16 protein-coding genes are annotated in these 18,043 nt (G+C 67.2%); 12 read left to right on the plus strand and 4 right to left on the minus strand.

Features of this window, described 5'->3' with window-relative positions:
• Positions 1-177: 177 nt before the first annotated feature.
• The 4 genes from xsc to FHR97_RS00260 all read left to right on the plus strand — a co-directional run bounded on the left by xsc (position 178) and on the right by FHR97_RS00260 (position 5,292).
• Entirely contained in the window at positions 178-1,998 is a 1,821-nt protein-coding gene (gene xsc, locus FHR97_RS00245) for a sulfoacetaldehyde acetyltransferase (protein ID WP_246403635.1), read from the plus strand.
• 137 nt (positions 1,999-2,135) lie between these two features.
• On the plus strand, positions 2,136-3,272 hold the full coding sequence (gene thiO / locus FHR97_RS00250; RefSeq protein WP_183381775.1) for a glycine oxidase ThiO: 1,137 nt from the start codon (positions 2,136-2,138) through the stop codon (positions 3,270-3,272).
• A gap of 151 nt (positions 3,273-3,423) precedes the next feature.
• The gene (locus FHR97_RS00255; protein WP_183381776.1) at positions 3,424-3,807 is read left to right on the plus strand and encodes a nuclear transport factor 2 family protein; all 384 of its coding nucleotides are present in this window, start codon (positions 3,424-3,426) and stop codon (positions 3,805-3,807) included.
• 57 nt (positions 3,808-3,864) lie between these two features.
• Complete coding sequence (locus FHR97_RS00260; protein WP_221187628.1) at positions 3,865-5,292, plus strand: NAD(P)/FAD-dependent oxidoreductase; 1,428 nt, start codon at positions 3,865-3,867, stop codon at positions 5,290-5,292.
• A gap of 73 nt (positions 5,293-5,365) precedes the next feature.
• On the opposite strand, the gene pdxR is transcribed toward FHR97_RS00260, so the two are convergent.
• On the minus strand, positions 5,366-6,838 hold the full coding sequence (pdxR, locus tag FHR97_RS00265) for a MocR-like pyridoxine biosynthesis transcription factor PdxR (protein ID WP_183381778.1): 1,473 nt from the start codon (positions 6,836-6,838) through the stop codon (positions 5,366-5,368).
• A gap of 402 nt (positions 6,839-7,240) precedes the next feature.
• On the opposite strand from pdxR, the gene FHR97_RS00270 reads away from it, so the two are divergent.
• From FHR97_RS00270 to FHR97_RS00300, 7 genes are all read left to right on the plus strand, one after another.
• On the plus strand, positions 7,241-8,254 hold the full coding sequence (locus FHR97_RS00270; protein ID WP_246403636.1) for a TRAP transporter substrate-binding protein: 1,014 nt from the start codon (positions 7,241-7,243) through the stop codon (positions 8,252-8,254).
• A gap of 96 nt (positions 8,255-8,350) precedes the next feature.
• Positions 8,351-8,914, plus strand: a complete 564-nt coding sequence (locus FHR97_RS00275; protein ID WP_183381779.1) for a TRAP transporter small permease — start codon at positions 8,351-8,353, stop codon at positions 8,912-8,914.
• Positions 8,915-8,916: 2 nt separating this feature from the next.
• Positions 8,917-10,257 (plus strand): TRAP transporter large permease, encoded by a 1,341-nt coding sequence (locus FHR97_RS00280; protein ID WP_183381780.1) that lies wholly within the window; start codon positions 8,917-8,919, stop codon positions 10,255-10,257.
• Between the two features lie 64 nt (positions 10,258-10,321).
• Positions 10,322-10,813: a universal stress protein gene (locus tag FHR97_RS00285; protein ID WP_183381781.1), complete on the plus strand. Its 492-nt coding sequence runs from the start codon at positions 10,322-10,324 to the stop codon at positions 10,811-10,813.
• A 410-nt stretch (positions 10,814-11,223) separates the two neighbouring features.
• Positions 11,224-12,183, plus strand: a complete 960-nt coding sequence (locus tag FHR97_RS00290) for a YeiH family protein (protein ID WP_246403637.1) — start codon at positions 11,224-11,226, stop codon at positions 12,181-12,183.
• A gap of 2 nt (positions 12,184-12,185) precedes the next feature.
• On the plus strand, positions 12,186-12,386 hold the full coding sequence (gene thiS, locus FHR97_RS00295) for a sulfur carrier protein ThiS (protein ID WP_183382462.1): 201 nt from the start codon (positions 12,186-12,188) through the stop codon (positions 12,384-12,386).
• Positions 12,387-12,411: 25 nt separating this feature from the next.
• A complete protein-coding gene (locus FHR97_RS00300; RefSeq protein ID WP_183381783.1) occupies positions 12,412-13,203 on the plus strand; it encodes a thiazole synthase in 792 nt (263 codons plus the stop codon).
• 46 nt (positions 13,204-13,249) lie between these two features.
• On the opposite strand, the gene FHR97_RS00305 is transcribed toward FHR97_RS00300, so the two are convergent.
• The 3 genes from FHR97_RS00305 to FHR97_RS00315 form a co-directional block, all read right to left on the minus strand.
• Positions 13,250-13,852, minus strand: a complete 603-nt coding sequence (locus FHR97_RS00305; RefSeq protein WP_183381784.1) for a class I SAM-dependent methyltransferase — start codon at positions 13,850-13,852, stop codon at positions 13,250-13,252.
• A gap of 114 nt (positions 13,853-13,966) precedes the next feature.
• The gene (pta, locus tag FHR97_RS00310) at positions 13,967-16,135 is read right to left on the minus strand and encodes a phosphate acetyltransferase (RefSeq protein ID WP_183381785.1); all 2,169 of its coding nucleotides are present in this window, start codon (positions 16,133-16,135) and stop codon (positions 13,967-13,969) included.
• Positions 16,132-17,316 (minus strand): acetate/propionate family kinase, encoded by a 1,185-nt coding sequence (locus FHR97_RS00315; protein ID WP_183381786.1) that lies wholly within the window; start codon positions 17,314-17,316, stop codon positions 16,132-16,134. The genes pta and FHR97_RS00315 overlap by 4 nt, the downstream gene beginning before the upstream one ends.
• Before the next feature lie 203 nt (positions 17,317-17,519).
• On the opposite strand from FHR97_RS00315, the gene FHR97_RS00320 reads away from it, so the two are divergent.
• Complete coding sequence (locus FHR97_RS00320; RefSeq protein WP_183381787.1) at positions 17,520-18,032, plus strand: porin family protein; 513 nt, start codon at positions 17,520-17,522, stop codon at positions 18,030-18,032.
• Positions 18,033-18,043: the final 11 nt, after the last annotated feature.

Genomic DNA, 18,043 nt, shown 5'->3' on the forward strand with positions numbered 1-18,043 from the left:
CCGACAAGGTAATGTGTTCCTGAAAAGAAATCAATTTGTACCGTTTTATGGAATTTCTGTTGACGGGTCCCGGCGGTGGCGCTAGCTTGTATCTGCGTTCCATATATCGGAACTTCTCGTACCACAAACAGGATTCGCGAGAACAACATCCATCCCAGCGCTCCCGTGGAGGTTCCCATGAGCACCGACAACACCGCAGACACCCGCCAGGCCGTGCAGGGCAAGCAGACCATGACGCCCTCCGAGGCCTTCGTGGAGACCCTGGTCGCCAACGGCGTCACCGACATGTTCGGCATCATGGGCTCGGCCTTCATGGACGCCATGGACATCTTCGCCCCGGCCGGCATCCGCCTGATCCCGGTGGTCCACGAGCAGGGCGCGGCCCACATGGCCGACGGCTATGCCCGGGTGTCCGGCCGCCACGGCACGGTGATCGGCCAGAACGGCCCGGGGATCTCCAACTGCGTGACCGGCATCGCCGCGGCCTACTGGGCGCACAGCCCGGTGGTGATCGTCACCCCCGAGGCGGGCACCACCGGCATCGGCCTGGGCGGCTTCCAGGAGTGCCATCAGCTGCCGATGTTCCAGGAGTTCACCAAGTACCAGGGCCACGTGACCCACCCGGCGCGGATGGCCGAATACACCGGACGCTGCTTCGACCGGGCGATGTCGGAGATGGGCCCGACCCAGCTCAACATCCCGCGCGACTACTTCTACGGCGAGATCGAGTGCGAGATTCCCGCGCCGTCGCGGCTGGACCGCGGCCCGGGCGGCACCCGGAGCCTCGACGAGGCGGCGGCGCTGCTGGCCGAGGCCGAGTTCCCGGTGATCGTCTCCGGCGGCGGGGTGGTGATGGCCGACGGCGTGGAGGCCTGCCAGGCGCTGGCCGAGCGGCTGGGCGCGCCGGTGGTCAACAGCTACCAGCACAACGACTCCTTCCCGGCCAGTCATCCGCTGTGGTGCGGCCCGCTGGGCTACCAGGGCTCCAAGGCGGGCATGAAGCTGATCGCCCAGGCCGACGTGGTGGTGGCGCTGGGCACCCGGCTGGGGCCGTTCGGCACCCTGCCGCAGCACGGCCTGGACTACTGGCCGAAGGACGCCAAGATCATCCAGATCGACGCCGACCACAAGATGCTGGGGCTGGTGAAGAAGATCGCGGTGGGCATCTGCGGCGACGCCAGGGACGCCGCCGAGGCGCTCACCGAGCGCCTGTCGGGTCGCGAGCTGGTGTGTGACGCCAGCAAGGGGAGCCGCGCCGAGCGGATCGCCGAGGAGAAGGCCGCCTGGGAGCGCGAGCTCGACGAGTGGACCCACGAGCAGGACCCGTTCAGCCTGGATGCCATCGACGAGGCCGCCGGCGAGACACCGTTCTCGGGCGGCGAGTACCTGCACCCGCGTCAGGTGCTGCGCGAGCTGGAGAAGGCGATGCCCGAGGACGTGATGGTCTCGACCGACATCGGCAACATCAACGCCGTGGCGCACAGCTACCTGCGCTTCGACAAGCCGCGCAGCTTCTTCGCGCCGATGAGCTTCGGCAACTGCGGCTATGCGCTGCCGACCATCATCGGCGCCAAGGTGGCGGCACCGGAGCGGCCGGCGATCGCCTACGCCGGCGACGGGGCCTGGGGCATGAGCCTGATGGAGACCATGACGGCGGTGCGCCACGCCATCCCGGTGACCGCGGTGGTGTTCCACAACCGCCAGTGGGGCGCGGAGAAGAAGAACCAGGTGGAGTTCTACAACCGGCGCTTCGTGGCCGGCGAGCTGGACAACCAGAGCTTCGCCGAGATCGGCCGGGCGATGGGCGCCGAGGGCATCACCGTGGACCGCCTCGAGGACGTGGGCCCGGCGCTGAAGAAGGCGGTGGACCTGCAGATGAACGAGGGCAAGACCTGCATCCTGGAGATCATGTGCACCCGCGAGCTGGGCGACCCCTTCCGCCGCGACGCCCTGAAGAAGCCGGTGCGGCTGCTGGAGAAGTATCAAGATTATGTCTAAGACGGGCGGCGTCGCTCACTCGCTGAGCTGACGCCCATGCCAAGCCCCGGCCTCACCGGCGAGGAAACGCGCCAGGCCGGGGCTTTTTCATGACCGCAGCATTCCTCCCCATCACGACGGTTTCGAGGAGACGATCCATGAAGGACTTTCTGATCATCGGTGGCGGTGTCATCGGCATGATGACCGCCTGGCAACTGGCCGAGGCCGGACATGAGGTGACCCTGCTGGAGCGAGGACCCTGCGGCGGCGAGGCCTCCTGGGCCGGAGGCGGCATCGTCTCGCCGCTGTATCCCTGGCGTCATCCGGCCCCCGTTTCGCAGCTGGCGAGCTGGTCGGAAGGCCGCTATGCCCACCTGACGGCACACCTGGCCGAGGCCACCGGCATCGATCCGGAGTTTCGCCGACAGGGGCTGCTCTATCTCGACCTGGAGGATGAGCCCAGTGCCATGGCGTGGTCGAGTCAGGTCGACAAGCCGCTGAGCCGGATCGATGCCTACGCCGTCTATGCCCGGGAGCCGCGCCTGGTCGACGGCCTCGAGGGTGGCCTGTGGATGCCGACCCTGGGCAGCCTGCGCAACCCCCGGCTGGGCCAGGCGCTGCGTGCCAGGCTGCAGGCCTTGCCCGGCGTCACCCTGCACGAGCACTGCAGGGTCGACCGCCTGGAGGTCGAGCGCGGCCGGGTCGGCGGCGTCGAGTCCGCCGCCGGACGCTTCACGGCGGGTCACGTGATCCTCTGCGGCGGGGCCTGGACCGCCCAACTGCTGGCCCCCCTGGGGATCACCCTGCCGGTGCGGCCGGTCAAGGGGCAGATGATGGTGTTCAGGACGCCGACCGTCACCGGCAGCCGGCAGTGGCTCGAACGGGTGGTGTTGCGCGGTGGGCGCTACCTGATCCCCCGCGCCGACGGGCGGGTGCTGGTGGGCTCGACCCTGGAGGAGGCCGGCTTCGACAAGACCCCGACCCCGGAGGCCCGCGATTCCCTGTATGCCAGCGCGGTGGCCATCCTGCCGGCCCTGGCCGGGTGCGAGATCGAGCATCACTGGTCGGGCCTGCGGCCGGGAGCGCCCGAGGGGCTGCCGTTCATCGGCGAGATCCCCGGCGTGGCGGGGCTCTCCGTCAACGCCGGCCACTATCGCAATGGCCTGGTGCTGGCGCCGGCCGCGACCCGCCTGCTGGTCGACGAGCTGCTGGGGTGCACGCCGATCCTCGACCCGGCCCCCTTCCAGCCGGCCGCGCGCCTCGCCTCTCCGGCGGCGCTGGCCGCGACCGGCTGAGCCGGGTTGCAGCGCTGGTCCAATCGCCCGCCGGCAACTGGCGCTAATGCCGAGCGGGCGGGGGCAGTAGGCTCGTTAGCGATGAGGGTCGAGCCTCACCGGCCCCCTCCGCTTCGCTTTACCTCACAACGACAATTCTCAGGAGACCGAGATGAGCCAACCCGATACCGCCTTTCTCGAGGCCTTCAGCGACGCCCTGAACCGTCACGACATCGATGCCGTCATGGACATGATGACCGAGGACTGCGTGTTCCATGCCATCGCCGGTCCAGACCTGCAGGGCAAGAGCTTCGTGGGGCAGGCGGAGGTGCGTCAGGGCCTCGAGAACGCCTGGAAGACCGCACCCGATGCCAGCTGGGTCGACGCCGAGCACTACGTGATCGGCGACAAGGGCTTCACCGAGTCCACCTACCAGGGCACCACCACCGATGGCGTGCGCAGCGAGGCGCGCATGATCGATGCGTTCACCTTCCGTAACGGCAAGATCGCGGTGAAGAACGCCTTCCGCAAGAACCGTCCGCCCGTCAACGCCTGAGCCGGCGAGGACGAACCACGGCATCCGACTGCGAGGAGTCCGATCATGGAGACAACAATGCCAAAAGCCGAGGCGGCGACGCAGCAGGCGACCTCTCCGGCCCAGCCGTACGATCCGGCCTATGATCCGCTCAAGAGTGCGACCCCGGGAGCGGGGCGCGACTATGCGCCCACCTACTGGATCGGCACGGCCGGCGAGCCCCCGGCGGACGACGGCCCGATCACGCAGGACACGGATGCCGATGTGGTGATCATCGGTTCCGGTTTCACCGGCCTCACCGCCGCCATCTTCCTGGCCCAGGAATACGGCATCCAGGCCACGGTGCTCGAGGCCAACCGCAGCAGCTGGGGCTGCTCGACCCGTAACGGCGGGCAGGCCCAGTGCGCCTCCGGCCGCCTCAAGCGCTCGCAGTGGATCCAGCGTTACGGGCTGGATACCGCCCTCAAGCTCCATCGCGAGTGCCTGGACGCCATGGACACCTTCAAGGGGCTGATCGCCGATATCGATTGCGACCCCCAGCCGGGCGGCCACCTCTATGTGGCCCATCGGGACAAGGTCATGCCTGGCCTCGAGAAGGAGGCGAAGCTGCTGCGCGAAACCTTCGACTATGATGCCCGGATCCTCGACGCCGACACCGTCAAGCGCGAGTGGATCGGCGACCAGGAGGCGGCCGGGGCCATGCACGAACCCGAGGGCATCGGCATCCACGCCGGCAAGCTGGCCTTCGGCTACCTGAAGAAGGCCCGAGCGCTGGGCGTCAAGGTGCACCCGGCCAGCCCGGTCCAGGGCTTCGAGACCCGCGGCGGCGTGCACTACCTGACCACCCCGGGCGGGGTGGTCAAGGCCCGGGCGGTGGGGATCGCCACCGGCGGTTACACCTCCCAGAGCCTGCATCGCGAGCTCAAGAACCGCCTGCTGCCGATCCTGTCGAACTCGATCGTCACCCGGCCACTGAGCGACGATGAGCTGACGGCCTGCAACATGCACACCCATCAGGTCATCACCGATACTCGGGTGCTGCGCCACTACTATCGGCTGCTGCCGGACAACCGGCTGCAGATCGGCAGCCGCAGCGCCATCACCGGCCGCGATGCCCCCCAGCAGAAGTACGAGAACCTGCTGATCGGCAACATGCATCGCAAGTTCCCGGCGCTCGAGGGCATCGAGATCGACTATTCCTGGTGGGGCTGGGTGGATGTCAGCCATGACATGATGCCACGCATCCACCAGCCCGATCCCGGGGAAACCGTCTACTATGCCCTCGGCTACGGCGGCAACGGGGTCATGTACTCGGCCCAGGCGGGACGGCGCCTGGCCCAGTGGATCGCCGGCCACGGCCAGGAGCTGGATCTGCCGATCTTCACCTCCAAGCTGCCGTTCCCCAACGTCCGGGAGATGGTCGAGTCCCAGGCCTTTGCCCCCTTCCGGCGCTTCGGCCAGCATTTCCTGTATCGCTGGTACTATTTGAAGGACGAGGTGCTCTAGGCGCTTATCCCGATATCCCCCGCCTGAAGCCGCCCTCGAGGCGGCTTCTCTGGTGAGCGAGGACGGGCAGTGCTCAGGACGTGCCGATCGCCTGGGGCACCAGCGCCGCCAGGCGCTCGATCCCCGGTTCGATGCGTGACTCGGCGATGGTCGAGAACCCCAGCCGGAAGTACTCGAGGCGCGGGGCATCGAAGAAGTGGATGTCGCCGCACTCGATCAGGATGCCCTGCTCGGCGGCCAGACGCTGGAGCGCATGGCAGTCGAGGCCGTCGGGCCCCTTCACCCAGAAGCAGGAGCCGCCATAGGTGGAGGGCACCGAGGCGTTGGGCATGTGCCGGGCCAGCGCATCCCCCAATCGCTGCCAGCGGCTGTGGAAGGTCTGATGGATCTGGCGCAGCAGGGCATCGTGATAGCCGCGATCCAGGAACAGGGCCACGGCCCGCTGGTTGTTGGTCGGCGGGTGGCGCAGCATCAGGCGTCGCAGGGCGCGGGCCTCGTGGATCAGCGTCGGGGGACCGACCATGTAGCCCAGGCGCAGGCCCGGTGCCAGGGTCTTGGAAAGGCTGCCCACGTAGATGACCCGGTTGTGGCGATCCAGGCTTTTCAGGGCCGGGGTGGGGTTGTCCAGGTAGTTGGTCTCGCTCTCGTAGTCATCCTCGATGATCAGGAAGTTGTCGGTCTCCGCCATGTCGAGCAACTCGCGGCGACGCTCCAGGGGCATGGTGACGGTGGTCGGTGACTGGTGGCTCGGCGTGACGTAGAGCAGCTGGCAATCGGCGATGTCTGCCTCGAGGCGCATGCCCTGGTCGTCCACCGGCAGCAGGCGGATATCATCGGTAAAGGTGCGGGCGATGTTGTACATGTCCACGTAGCCGGGGTTTTCCATGCCGAACCGCCGGCCGGCCTTGAGCAGCAGCATGCAGGTCATCCATAGCGCCTGCTGGGCACCCACCGTGACCAGGATCTCCTCGGGGGCGGCCCAGACCCCGCGGCGGGGGAGCAACCGCTGGTGAATCTGCTCGATGAGCAGGGGATCGTCGTCGTTGAGATGGTCGACCGCCCAGCTGCGAATGGCCGGCACGCTCATCGAATCCCGGCTGCATTCCCGCCAGTGCTGGGTCGGAAACAGCTCGGGGTCGATCTGGCCGTAGAGGAAGGGGTAGTCGTAGCGATACCAGTCGCTGGGCTTGCTGATGGTGGCCTGCCGCGACGGGTGCATGGTGAGCAACTCTTCCCAGGGCAGGCGCTCGGCATCGATATCGTTCAGGCGCACGGGCTTCTCGGCACGCCCCTCGAGGATCTCGGGATTGACGAAGTAGCCGCTGCGTTTCCTGGCGATCAGGTAGCCGTCATCGAGGAGTTGCTCGTAGGCCAGCATCACCGTGTTCCGTGCCACATGCAGTTCCTTGGCCAGCTTGCGGCTGGAGGGCAGCGCCTCGTCCAGGGGAAGATGACCGTCGAGGATGGCGCGAGCGATCTGCTCGCGCAGTTGTCGCTGGAGGCTTTCCGGCCGGTCGGGGTCGAGGTGGAAGAGAAGCTGGCTCATTGGAAGTTGTGTCTCGCCACGGCTGATGAATCGGCAATCCCCGAGTATGCCATACCCCCCGGCGGGCATGGGCCTGGCGCGCTGCACCAGGCGGGGTCCCGCCGGCCGACTGCGCCCTCTTTCCGGGCTGGACCAATCGACGGTGTCCCACTGGTTCTAGTGGCACGAAGAACGAGTGCGTAGAACATGATAATCAGGATATGGCGAACTGCACGTATCCCGATGATCGGCGAGGAGAGCGCCCGGCGGTCGCGATACAGGCGACAATACCAGGATGGCACCTCCGGGCTTGCCGCGGTGACTCACCTCGGACAGTCTTTCCAGGCTCACCGGTCATCCAGGAAGGCGTCGCATCACGCTTCCCTCCTGTCTTTCCGACAATAACAAGGTTTGGAGATCACAATGCGTATCCAGAATCTGATCATCCCCATGGCAGTATCCGCCGCAAGCCTGGCCCTGAGCGGTCACGTCATGGCCGAGACCTGGAAGATGGCCCTGGGCGATGCCGCCGGGGGCACCCAGTACGAGCTGGGCACGACCTTTGCCGATCTCGTCGAGGAGAAGACCGAGGGTGAGGTCACCATCGACCTCTTCCCCAACGGCCAGCTCGGCAGCGAGCAGGACACCGTCAACAATGCCAGCATGGGGCTGCTGGACCTGTCGGTCCTGGCCATCAACAACATCACCCCCTTCTCGCCGACCGTGGGCGTGATGACCTTGCCCTACGTGATCCAGGGGCCCGAGGATGCGCGCACCCTGACCCAGGGGGATATCGGCGAGGAGCTCACCCAGAACACCATCCGCGATGCCGGCGTCCGCATCCTGGGGTGGGCCTATTCAGGCTGTCGCCGCCTGACGAACTCCACCAAGCCGGTGGCGACGCCCGCCGACCTGGAGGGTCTGGTGATCCGGGTACCCAAGAACGAGATCATGATCTCCGCCTATCAGGCCTGGGGCGTCAACCCCAACCCGCTGGCCTGGTCCGAGACCTTCACCGCCCTGCAGCAGGGCGTGGTCGATGGCCAGGACAACCCCTATATCACCATCGATGCGATGAAGTTCTACGAGGTTCAGGACTACGTCACCGAGAGCTGCTACGTGTTCTCGATGGAACCGCTGATCATCAGCGAGGGCAAGTTCCAGAGCCTGAGTCCCGAGATGCAGGAACTGGTGCTGGAAGCCGGCCAGGAAGCCACCGATCACAGCTATGAGTATCTGCTCGAGACCGAGGCCTCCATCAAGGAGCGTCTCGTGGAGGAGCACGGCATGGAGATCACCCAGCCCGCCAACGACGAGCAGGAGTGGATCGAGCTGGCGACTGGTATCTGGCCCGAGTTCTACGACAGCATCGGCGGCAAGGAGAAGCTCGACGAGGTGCTCGCCGCCCTGGGCCGCGATCCCGCGCCAGCCGAGTGACCCCTGCCAGCATGGCATGCAGTGACTCCCGCATCGGCCCTGGGGCCGGTGCGGGAAGGTGCCCACCGGGAGCCTGATCGTCAAGGGGCCAGCCTCATGAAACAGCTACTCTTCAAGATCATCGACAACCTGGAAAGCGTCCTCTGTCAGCTTCTCCTGGTGTCTTTCGTCGTCCTGTTGTTCGCCCAGATCGTCCTCAGGAACCTGTTCAGCTACTCGCTTCCCTGGGGGGATGAGCTGGCGACCTATGCCTTCGTGTGGTTCGCCTACCTGGGGGCGGTCTATGCCACCAAGATGTCGGCCCATAACCGGGTCACCTTCCAGTTCAAGTTCTTTCCCCGTTGGGTCGAGACGTTCTGCGCCGTGCTCACCGACATGATCTGGATCGGCTTCAATGCGGTCTTCATCTACCTGAGCTACGACTTCGTCTTCAACAAGATGAACCTCTTCTGGAAGTCCCAGACCCTGGGAATTCCGATGAAGTATTTCTACCTGATCCTGCCCATCGCCTTTATCGCCATGACGCTGCGTATCCTCCAGAACAACTACCTCAAGTTCGTCAAGAAGGTGGATATCGTCGACCCAGAGTCCCAGGCGGTCGAGGAGCTCAAGCACCACGACGACGCGAACGGTGATGGCCCGAAACCGCGGGAGCAATGAGTATGGATCCCACGATTGTCTATATCCTGTTTGGTGCCTTCTTCCTGCTGTTGATCCTCGGGGCGCCCATTACCGTCTCGCTGGGGGTGGCAGCACTGGCTACCTATTTCAGCCTGGGCGAGAACCCCATGGCGTTCGTGCAGATCGCCTTTACCTCGGTAGGGTCCTTCCCCCTGATGGCCCTGCCGGCATTCATCCTTGCCGGAGCGCTGATGGAGGCTGCCGGTATTTCCAAACGCCTAGTCGATATCGCCGAGGCCTTTGCCGGCCCCGTCACCGGTGGCCTCGCCGCGGCAACGGTGTTCGCCTGCATGTTCTTCGGGGCGATATCCGGCTCCGGACCGGCGACCACCGCGGCGGTGGGCATGCTGATGATCCCCGCCATGGCCAACCGCGGCTATGACCGCGGCTACGGCTCTGCCATTACCGCCTCCTCGGGGGGGCTTGGGGTGGTGATTCCGCCCTCGATTCCGATGGTGATCTTCGGTATTTCCGGCATGGGACTACAGCCGCCGCCGGAGGCCGTCGCCGAGCATGGGGCCTTCCAGACGCTGTCGATCCCCAAGCTGTTCATCGCCGGCATCATGCCCGGGGTGGTCATCGCCGGCTGCCTGCTGACGATCAACTACCTCATCTCGCGAAAGCGCGGCTACCGGGGGCTGACCGACCACTGGTCCTTCCCGCAGATCCGCGGGACCCTGCGCAAGGGCATCTGGTCGATGCTGGCGCCCCTGATCATCCTCGGCGGCATCTACAGTGGGCTGTTCACGCCAACCGAATCGGCCATCGTGGCGATCTTCTATACGCTGATCGTGGGCATCTTCCTGCACAAGGAGCTGGCATGGAAGCCAGCCATGAGGACGCTGGAGACCACCACCTGGATCACCGGTAGGGTACTGTTGATCCTGTTCACGGCCACCGTGTTCGGACGCCTGCTGGTGGAGCAGCGAGTCCCCGCCTACATTGCCGAGGTGATGCTGGGGGTCACCGACAACACCTACGCCATCTGGGCGATGATCATCTTCTTTTTGCTGTTCGTGGGCATGTTCATGGAGACCCTGGCGGCGATCATGATCCTCACGCCGGTGCTGCTGCCGATCATGTACATGCTGGGCATGGATCCGGTGCACGTGGGCATCGTGGTGGTATGCGCCCTGGCCATCGGCTTCCAGACGCCTCCACTCGGGGAGAACCTCTTCGTGGCCTCGGGGATCGGCGGCGCCTCGATCGAGGAGATCTCGTTGAAGGCGCTGCCCTTCGCTGCCGGCTCCATCGTGGCGCTGTTCATCATCGCCTACTTTCCGCAGATCTCGCTCTGGTTGCCCAGCGTGATGGGCTACTAGTCGCTATCCGTTGCGACATCGCCGTGGCACTTCCCCGTGGGGGCCGCCGATGTGAGGAGGAATCATGAGTCATGGTATCCGTCGTATCCTGTGCTGTGTGGGGCTGAGAGGCGACTGCGAGCTGGTGCTGACACAGGCGGTGGGCCTGGCGCTGGCCACCGGGGCCGAGCTTCACGTTCTGCACGCGGTCAAGTCCCTGTCCGACGACGTGGTCAACACCCTCAAGGTCAATATCCGCGATCGCAAGGTGCTCGAGACCCTGATGGCGCAACGCCTCGATCAGGCCCACGAAGAACTCGATCAACGCATCGACACCTTCTGGACCCGCCATGCTGAGCTTCGTGAGGCCTTCGGCGACCGGGAGGTGACGCGCAGCGTGCTAGAGGGCTATCCGGCCTCGGTGATCACCCATTTCGCCACGCGCTCCGGCAGCGACATGATCGTGATGGCGGCCAACAAGCGAAGCTTCACGGCCACCTACGCGGGCAAGATCACCAAGGGCGTGATCAAGCGGGCCAGGGTGCCGGTGGTGGTGGTGCCGACCCGTCGTGACTAGTCCCCAGCCAGCTGGCTCGACGCTCCCGATCCTCTGAATGACGCCCGGCCTCGTGCCGGGCGTCGCCGTTGGTCCAGGGCCATGCCCTTGGTCTCAAGCCTCGTCCCTAACTGGTCCTAACTTCCCTCCCGGCACCCATGCACCATGGCCTTCATGTCGGCCGGCGAGGGCGTGCTCCTGCCGGGCTTGACGTCCTGGGAGGACGTCTCCGGCGCTCCCTTTCCGGGACCCGTATTCCAACAACGAAGGGCCGATCCCGTCGCAGGAGGCGACGATCGTCCCGTGGCTTACAAGGTGACGATATGACTCGTCGAGACGCCGATGGCGCATCCGATATGTCGACCCTTCAGGGTAACAAACGGGCTTTACCCCGTAGCCTGCAACCGCTCCAACGCATCATGCCGGGATTGATGATCTGCATCACCATCGCCCTGGCGACGACCTTTATCGCCGATCATTACGGCGGGCCGACCCTGCTCTACGCCCTGTTGTTCGGCATGACCCTGCATTTCCTCTCGGAGGAGGGACGCTGCCTGGCCGGTGTCGAGTTTGCCGCCAAGAAGGTCCTCCGGCTCGGCGTCGCGTTGCTGGGCGTGCGCATCACCATCGAGCAGGTCGCCGAACTCGGCATCGGACCGGTCCTGACCGTGGTCTGTGGCGTGATGCTGACCATTGCCCTGGGGGCCGTGCTGGCGCGCCTGATGGGCCTCGATCGGGACATGGGGCTGCTGACCGGCGGGTCGGTGGCGATCTGCGGCGCCTCGGCGGCGCTGGCCCTGTCGGCGGTCATGCCACGCCATGCCAGCCATGAGCGCAACACCATCATGACGGTGGTGGGCGTGACCACCCTGTCCACCATGGCCATGGTGACCTATCCCCTGATCGTCGGCGTGCTGGGGCTAAGTGATACCGACGCGGGGATCTTCCTTGGCGGCACCATCCATGACGTGGCCCAGGTGGTCGGTGCCGGCTACATGATCTCCGAGGGCACCGGCGATGTGTCGACCTTCGTCAAGCTGCTGCGCGTGGCGATGCTGGTGCCGGCGGTGCTGGTCTTCATGTTCCTCTTCCGGCGCCATCGCCATGAGGAAGGGAGCGGTAAGGTACCGATGCTGCCGGGCTTCCTGGTCGCCTTCGTCGCCCTGGTGATCGTCAACAGCCTCGGCTGGATCCCGCCGATGGTCACCGAGGGCTTCACCGACCTGTCGCGGTGGTGCCTGGTGACCGCCATTGCCGCCCTGGGCATCAAGACGTCCTTCCAGAAGTTGGCCGTGGTGGGCTGGAAGCCGGTGATCCTGATGGTGGCGGAGACGGTCTTCCTGCTGCTGCTGGTGCTGGCCTTCATCCACTTCGACCTGGCGAGCCTGTGATGATGAGAATCCACGTCAACGGCCAGGAACGCTCTGTCGAGGCACGAGGCACCCTGGCGTGCCTGCTCGAGGCGCTCGGCCTGGCAGCCTCGCGCATCGCCGTCGAGGTGAACGAGGAAGTGGTGCCCGCCAGCCGCCACGCCGATACCGTCCTCGCCGCCGGCGACCGCATCGAGGTCGTGCATGCCATCGGCGGCGGCTGAATCCCGCTCGACGAGGAGATCCCGGATGACAGTTTCCGATCAACCGCTGCGCATCGCCGGCCGCGAGTTTGCCTCGCGGCTGCTGGTCGGCACCGGCAAGTACCGCGACGCCGCGGAGACGGCGGCGGCGCTCGAGGCCAGCGCTAGCGAGGTGGTGACCTTCGCCGTACGTCGCACCGATCTGGGCCAGGGCAACGACGAGCCTGCCCTGCTCGAGGTGGTCCCGCCGTCTCGCTATACGTTGCTCCCCAACACCGCGGGGTGCCATGACGCCCGGGCCGCCGTGCGTACCTGCCGGCTCGCCAGGGAACTGCTGGACGGCCACAATCTGGTCAAGCTCGAGGTACTGGGGGACGAGACGACCCTCTATCCCAACGTGGTCGAGACCCTCAAGGCCGCCGAGGCGCTGATCGCCGATGGCTTCGAGGTCATGGCCTACACCAGCGACGATCCCATCGTGGCCGCCGAACTCGAGGCCCTGGGGTGTTGCGCGATCATGCCCTTGGGCTCGCTGATCGGCTCCGGCTGCGGCATCCAGAACCCCCACAACATCCGGCTGATCATCGAGCGGGCGTCGGTGCCGGTGCTCATCGATGCCGGTATCGGCACCGCCTCGGAGGCGGCGCTGGCCATGGAGCTGGGCTGCGACGCCGTGCTGATGAACTCCGCCATTGCCCATGCCCGGGACCCGGTGGCCATGGCCAGGGCGATGAAGGCGGCGGTCGAGGCCGGACGCGGCGCCTATCTGGCCGGGCGCATGCCGCGCCGAGGCCAGGCCAAGCCCTCCTCGCCCATGGCCGGTCGTATCAAGGAGTGAAGCCGCGCGCACCTCGCCAGGCCTCGGTGCGGTGATCCCTGGCGCCTCAGGGGCGGCAGTAGTAGAGCTTCGCCGGGAGGATGTTGAGCGGCTCGAAATCACACTCCACCTCGGAGAAGACCTGGCGCAGGTCGGGCAGCACCCTGGAGGAGAACTGGTAGATCAACATGGCGCCCTGGGGCGCGAGCGCGTCCAGGCTGCTGGTGAGAACGGACTCGCGGCTCGTGGCCGACATGGTGCTGAAGGGGATGCCGGCCAGCACGTAGTCGGCAGTGGGCAGCCCCAGGCGACCCAGCTCGGCCTGGACCGTCTCCGCGGAGCCGCGGACCACCCGGAGACGGGGATCCGGCAGTGACCGTTGGAGGAAGTCGACGAACTCCTGGTTGGTCTCCAGCACCAGCAGGGTACTCTCCGCTGGCATGCGTTGCAGGAGCTCCCGGGTGATGGTCCCGACTCCGGGCCCGTATTCGACGATGACCTGTACGGAGCGCCAGTCGATCTGTTCGAGCAGGCGACGAACCAGAAAGGGGGAGCTGGGGATGATCGAGCCCAGCATTCGGGGATGCTTGAAGAAGTTGCGTGCGAAGAGAGACAGCTGGGCGCGTCGCCCGTTTCCTGCCAAGGCCGTGGGCTGGTCTTGCGCGGTCATGGGCGAGCCTCCTGCCGTGGAATGGTGACCTATGCATCCACTCTAGGTCGGTAGAGTGGAGGGGGGAAGGGCGCGCCACTCCCATGTCGTCAGGCGCGGCCGGCGCCGGCGCACTCAATCGCCCTGTCCGGCCTGGATGGCGGTCAGGGCGATGGTGTAGACGATGTCGTCGACCAGGGCCCCGCGGGAGAGGTCGTTCACCGGCTTGTCGAGCCCCTGCAGCATGGGACCGACGCTGACCACCCCGGCGCTGCGCTGGACCGCCTTGTAGGTGGTGTTGCCGGTATTGAGGTCGGGGAACACGAACACCGTGGCGCGCCCGGCCACCGGGGATCCCGGCGCCTTCTGTCGGCCGACGCTCTCGATGGCGGCGGCATCGTACTGCAGGGGACCGTCGATCAGGAGGTCCGGGGCCCGCTGCCGGGCCAGCTGGGTGGCCTGGCGCACCTTGTCGACGTCGGCCCCGCGGCCGGATTCGCCGGTGGAGTAGCTGAGCATGGCGACTCGGGGCTCGATGCCGAAGGCGGCGGCGGAGCGCGCGCTCTGCACGGCGATCTCCGCCAGGGCCTCGGCATCGGGGTCGGGATTCACCGCGCAGTCGCCGTAGACCACCACTTGGTCCGGCAGCAGCATGAAGAATACCGACGAGACCAGCGAATAGCCGGGGGCCATCTTGATCAGCTGGAAGGCGGGGCGGATGGTATTGGCGGTGGTGTGCACCGCCCCCGAGACCAGGCCGTCCACCTTGCCCTCGGCGAGCATCATGGAGCCCAGTACCACGTTGTCGTGGAGCTGCGCCTCCGCGGTCAGGGCGTTGAGCCGGCCCTGGCGGCGCGCCACCATCGGCTTGACGTAGCGCAGGCGAATGCGGTCCGGGTCGATGATCTCCAGCGTCTCGGGCAGCTCGAGGCCGCGCTGGCGGGCCGCCTCGGCGATCGTCTCGCGCCGGCCGAGCAGCACGCAGTCGGCGATGCCGCGGCGCTGGCAGACGATGGCGGCCTCCAGGGTGCGCGGCTCGTCCCCCTCGGGCAGTACGATGCGTCGCCGGGTCTGCTGCGCCATCTGCACCAGCCGATGACGGAAGGCCGCCGGGGACAGCCGGTGGGGAAAGCCATGGCTCAGCGTCTGCCGGAGCCAGTCGAGGTCCAGGTGGTCGGCGACGAAGCGCGTCACCCGCTCGGCCCGCTCGGGATCGTCCCGGGGGATGTCGCGACTCATCTGGTCCAGTCGACGGGCCGTGGCATAGCTGTCGCTGTCCACGGCGAGCACCGGCAGACCGGTCTGCAGGGCCGGGCGGCAGAAGTCGATCATCGCCGCCTCCGGCGGCTCGCCATGGGTCAGCAGGAGCCCGGCCAGGCGGACCCCGTTCATGGTGGCCAGCGCCGTCGCCAGCAGGGTGTCATCGCGATCCCCGGAGCTGACGATCAGCCGCCCCGGCTGGAAGGCAGGCAGTGAGCGTGCCGCACTGCGGGCACACAGGCTGGTCCCCAGCACCCGGCGTGTCGTGGCCTCCCCCTCGTGGAGGAAGCGCGCGTCCAGGGCGCGGGCCACGTCCAGGATCCGCGGGGCGCTCAGGGCGGCGTGATAGGGGACCGCCGCGATCAGCGGGGGCGTCTCGGCATCGAGGTCGGCCAGGCGCTCCCGCCAGGTCGCGAGGATGGCCGGGGCCCGGTGGGCCGAGGCCTCCGGGGGTTCGGCGGTGGCCTCTTCCTGGGGCGGCAGCCGCATCAGCAGGCAGCCCAGGGTGCGCCGCGTCCCGTCGCCGTCGAAAGCCTGGGCATGCATGTCCAGCCGCTCGGCCAGGGCCTGGGGATCGGCGGGGTCGCCATCGGTGACCAGCAGGATGCGGGCATCCAGGGCGTGGGCCAGTTGGGCGTTGAGCCGGGTGGCATAGCTGCTGTGCGGGCTGGGCGCCAGCCCTTCCACCAGGATCAACTCGGCGGGCTCGCCGTCTGTCGGGGCGGCCAGCTCGGCGTGGCGCGCCACGGCATGCTCCATGAGGTCGTCGAGCCGGTCCTCGCGCAGCAGCCGCTCCAGGACGGGCTGGGGCAGCGGCAATGGCGGCGTCAGGCCCAGGGTGCTGGCCACCAGGGCCGAGGAGCGGTCCGGACCCTCGCCGTTGAGTTCGTCCTGGCGGAAGGGCTTCATGAAGGCGCTGCGCAGGCCCAGGGTGTCCAGGGCCCGCAGCAGGCCGAGACAGGCCGAGGTCAGGCCGACGCCGCCGTCGGTGGGCACCACCAGCAGGGTGCGGGGCTCGGTGGCCGTGGCATCGACGGGGCTCATGGGCAGGGGATCTCCAGCAGGCGGCGCGTCTCCGCGGCGATATGCGCCTCCTCGTCGGTGGGGATGACCCAGACCTGGGGGCTAGGCTCGCCGGCATCGATGCGTCCTTCCTCGCCACCCACGGCGCGGGCGTTGGCCGCCGCCGAGAGGCGCAGCCCGAAGTGGGGTAGCTGGTCGATCACTCGGGCGCGGATGGTGGCGGCATTCTCGCCGATGCCGCCGGTGAAGACGATGCCGTCCAGGCGGGGCAGGGCGCAGGTGAGGCCCGCCAGGGACTTGGCGAGCCGGTAGCAGAACACCTCGATGGCCAGGGTGGCGCCGGCGTGGTGCTCCGCGGCGGCTTGCTCGAGGCGGCGCATGTCGTTGGACAGCCCCGACAGGCCCAGCAGGCCGCTCTGCTTGTTGAGCAGGGTGTCGATGCGTTCCAGCGACCAGCCCAGCCGGCGGGACAGATGGACGTGCAGTCCCGGGTCGACATCGCCGCTGCGCGTGCCCATCACCAGGCCCTCGAGGGGCGTCAGGCCCATGCTGGTGTCGAGGCTTCGGCCCTGCCAGACCGCACAGGTGGAGCAGCCGTTGCCCAGGTGGGCGATCAGCCAGCCCCCGTGGGGGCGATCGCTCAGGTGCTCGACACGACGGCTGACATAGGCATGGCTGCTGCCGTGGAAGCCGTAGCGACGGACCCCCTGGTTGCGGTAGAGGGCCTCGGGAAGGGCATAGCGATAGGCCCGGGGCGGCAGGCTCCGGTGGAAGGCGGTGTCGAACACCGCCACCTGGGGCAGCGTCGGGAACAGCCGCCGCGTGGCGGCGACGCCCTCGAGGTTGGCGGGGTTGTGCAGCGGCGCCAGCTCGCTGATGGTCTCGAGGCCGCGCAGTGCCGCATCGTCGAGCAGGGTGGCGTCGCTGAAGCGCTCGCCACCGTGGACGATGCGGTGGCCCACGGCGATCGGCGCCAGGTCCTCCAACTGCTCCAGGATCGCCGACATGGCCTCGTGATGCCCGGCACCGTTCAGGGCGCGGGAGACGCGCTGGCCCCGGCGGTCGGTCCCCGTGAGTCGGGCATCCACGGCCCCCAGCCGTTCCACCAGGCCGGCCAGGCGAGGCGCCTGGGGGGCGCTCGGAACCAGCGCGTACTTGATCGATGACGAGCCGCAGTTGATCACCAGTACCGGGTCTTGCATGCTGCTTCCTGTCGTCTCAGGGGCCGCCCTGCCGGTGGGCGGCCGAGGTCTCGAATCTACCATGGGGAGGGGGTTCCCGCAGTGGCCGTGACGGCCATCCCGCACTCCCCCGGCATCGATCAAGGCAGCATGGCGGGTTGCCCCGCCTTGTACCAGACTGTCATAGGTGCGAGGAAACATCGTTTCCCGACTGGAGGAGAATCATGAAGAGATTGGCGATTCCTGTGGTGTCCGCGGCCTGCCTGCTCGCCGCGACGGCCGTCCAGGCCCAGGGCGGACCGATGATGTACCAGCCGAGCTCCTACGTCGGTGCCGACGCGCTGTTCTGGCAGCTGGATCCCGAGGGCCGGGGCGGGGATTTCGACAGCACCGGACTGCGCCTGCGGGGCGGGGTGGCCTTCAATGACTATTTCGCCCTCGAGGGGCACCTGGGCACCGGCGGCTCCGATGGCCCGGTGGACCTCGACTACCTGGCCGGCGGCTACGCCAAGGGCATGCTGCCGGTCACGCCGCAGCTGCGGATCTTCGGCCTGCTGGGGGCCACCGAGGTGGAGTTCGACGGCGGCGACGATTCCGAGAGCGATCTCTCCTATGGCGGGGGCGCCAGCTACGCCGTGATGCCCAATCTCTCGGTGGACGCCGATTACATGCGCTATCTGGAGGAGTCGCGCTTCGACTTCGATGCGGTCAGCGTCGGGGCGACCTACCACTTCTGAGCGCGATTCGC

The organism is Halomonas stenophila (assembly GCF_014192275.1).
GTDB lineage: Bacteria > Pseudomonadota > Gammaproteobacteria > Pseudomonadales > Halomonadaceae > Halomonas > Halomonas stenophila.

Excerpts from the sequence above, each read along its gene's own strand:
- xsc (WP_246403635.1), top strand. The coding sequence starts at position 178 with ATGAGCACCGACAACACCGCAGACACCCGCCAGGCCGTGCAGGGCAAG.
- thiO (WP_183381775.1), top strand. The coding sequence starts at position 2,136 with ATGAAGGACTTTCTGATCATCGGTGGCGGTGTCATCGGCATGATGACC.
- FHR97_RS00255 (WP_183381776.1), top strand. The coding sequence starts at position 3,424 with ATGAGCCAACCCGATACCGCCTTTCTCGAGGCCTTCAGCGACGCCCTG.
- FHR97_RS00260 (WP_221187628.1), top strand. The coding sequence starts at position 3,865 with ATGCCAAAAGCCGAGGCGGCGACGCAGCAGGCGACCTCTCCGGCCCAG.
- pdxR (WP_183381778.1), bottom strand. The coding sequence starts at position 6,838 with ATGAGCCAGCTTCTCTTCCACCTCGACCCCGACCGGCCGGAAAGCCTC.
- FHR97_RS00270 (WP_246403636.1), top strand. The coding sequence starts at position 7,241 with ATGCGTATCCAGAATCTGATCATCCCCATGGCAGTATCCGCCGCAAGC.
- FHR97_RS00275 (WP_183381779.1), top strand. The coding sequence starts at position 8,351 with ATGAAACAGCTACTCTTCAAGATCATCGACAACCTGGAAAGCGTCCTC.
- FHR97_RS00280 (WP_183381780.1), top strand. The coding sequence starts at position 8,917 with ATGGATCCCACGATTGTCTATATCCTGTTTGGTGCCTTCTTCCTGCTG.
- FHR97_RS00285 (WP_183381781.1), top strand. The coding sequence starts at position 10,322 with ATGAGTCATGGTATCCGTCGTATCCTGTGCTGTGTGGGGCTGAGAGGC.
- FHR97_RS00290 (WP_246403637.1), top strand. The coding sequence starts at position 11,224 with ATGATCTGCATCACCATCGCCCTGGCGACGACCTTTATCGCCGATCAT.
- thiS (WP_183382462.1), top strand. The coding sequence starts at position 12,186 with ATGAGAATCCACGTCAACGGCCAGGAACGCTCTGTCGAGGCACGAGGC.
- FHR97_RS00300 (WP_183381783.1), top strand. The coding sequence starts at position 12,412 with ATGACAGTTTCCGATCAACCGCTGCGCATCGCCGGCCGCGAGTTTGCC.
- FHR97_RS00305 (WP_183381784.1), bottom strand. The coding sequence starts at position 13,852 with ATGACCGCGCAAGACCAGCCCACGGCCTTGGCAGGAAACGGGCGACGC.
- pta (WP_183381785.1), bottom strand. The coding sequence starts at position 16,135 with ATGAGCCCCGTCGATGCCACGGCCACCGAGCCCCGCACCCTGCTGGTG.
- FHR97_RS00315 (WP_183381786.1), bottom strand. The coding sequence starts at position 17,316 with ATGCAAGACCCGGTACTGGTGATCAACTGCGGCTCGTCATCGATCAAG.
- FHR97_RS00320 (WP_183381787.1), top strand. The coding sequence starts at position 17,520 with ATGAAGAGATTGGCGATTCCTGTGGTGTCCGCGGCCTGCCTGCTCGCC.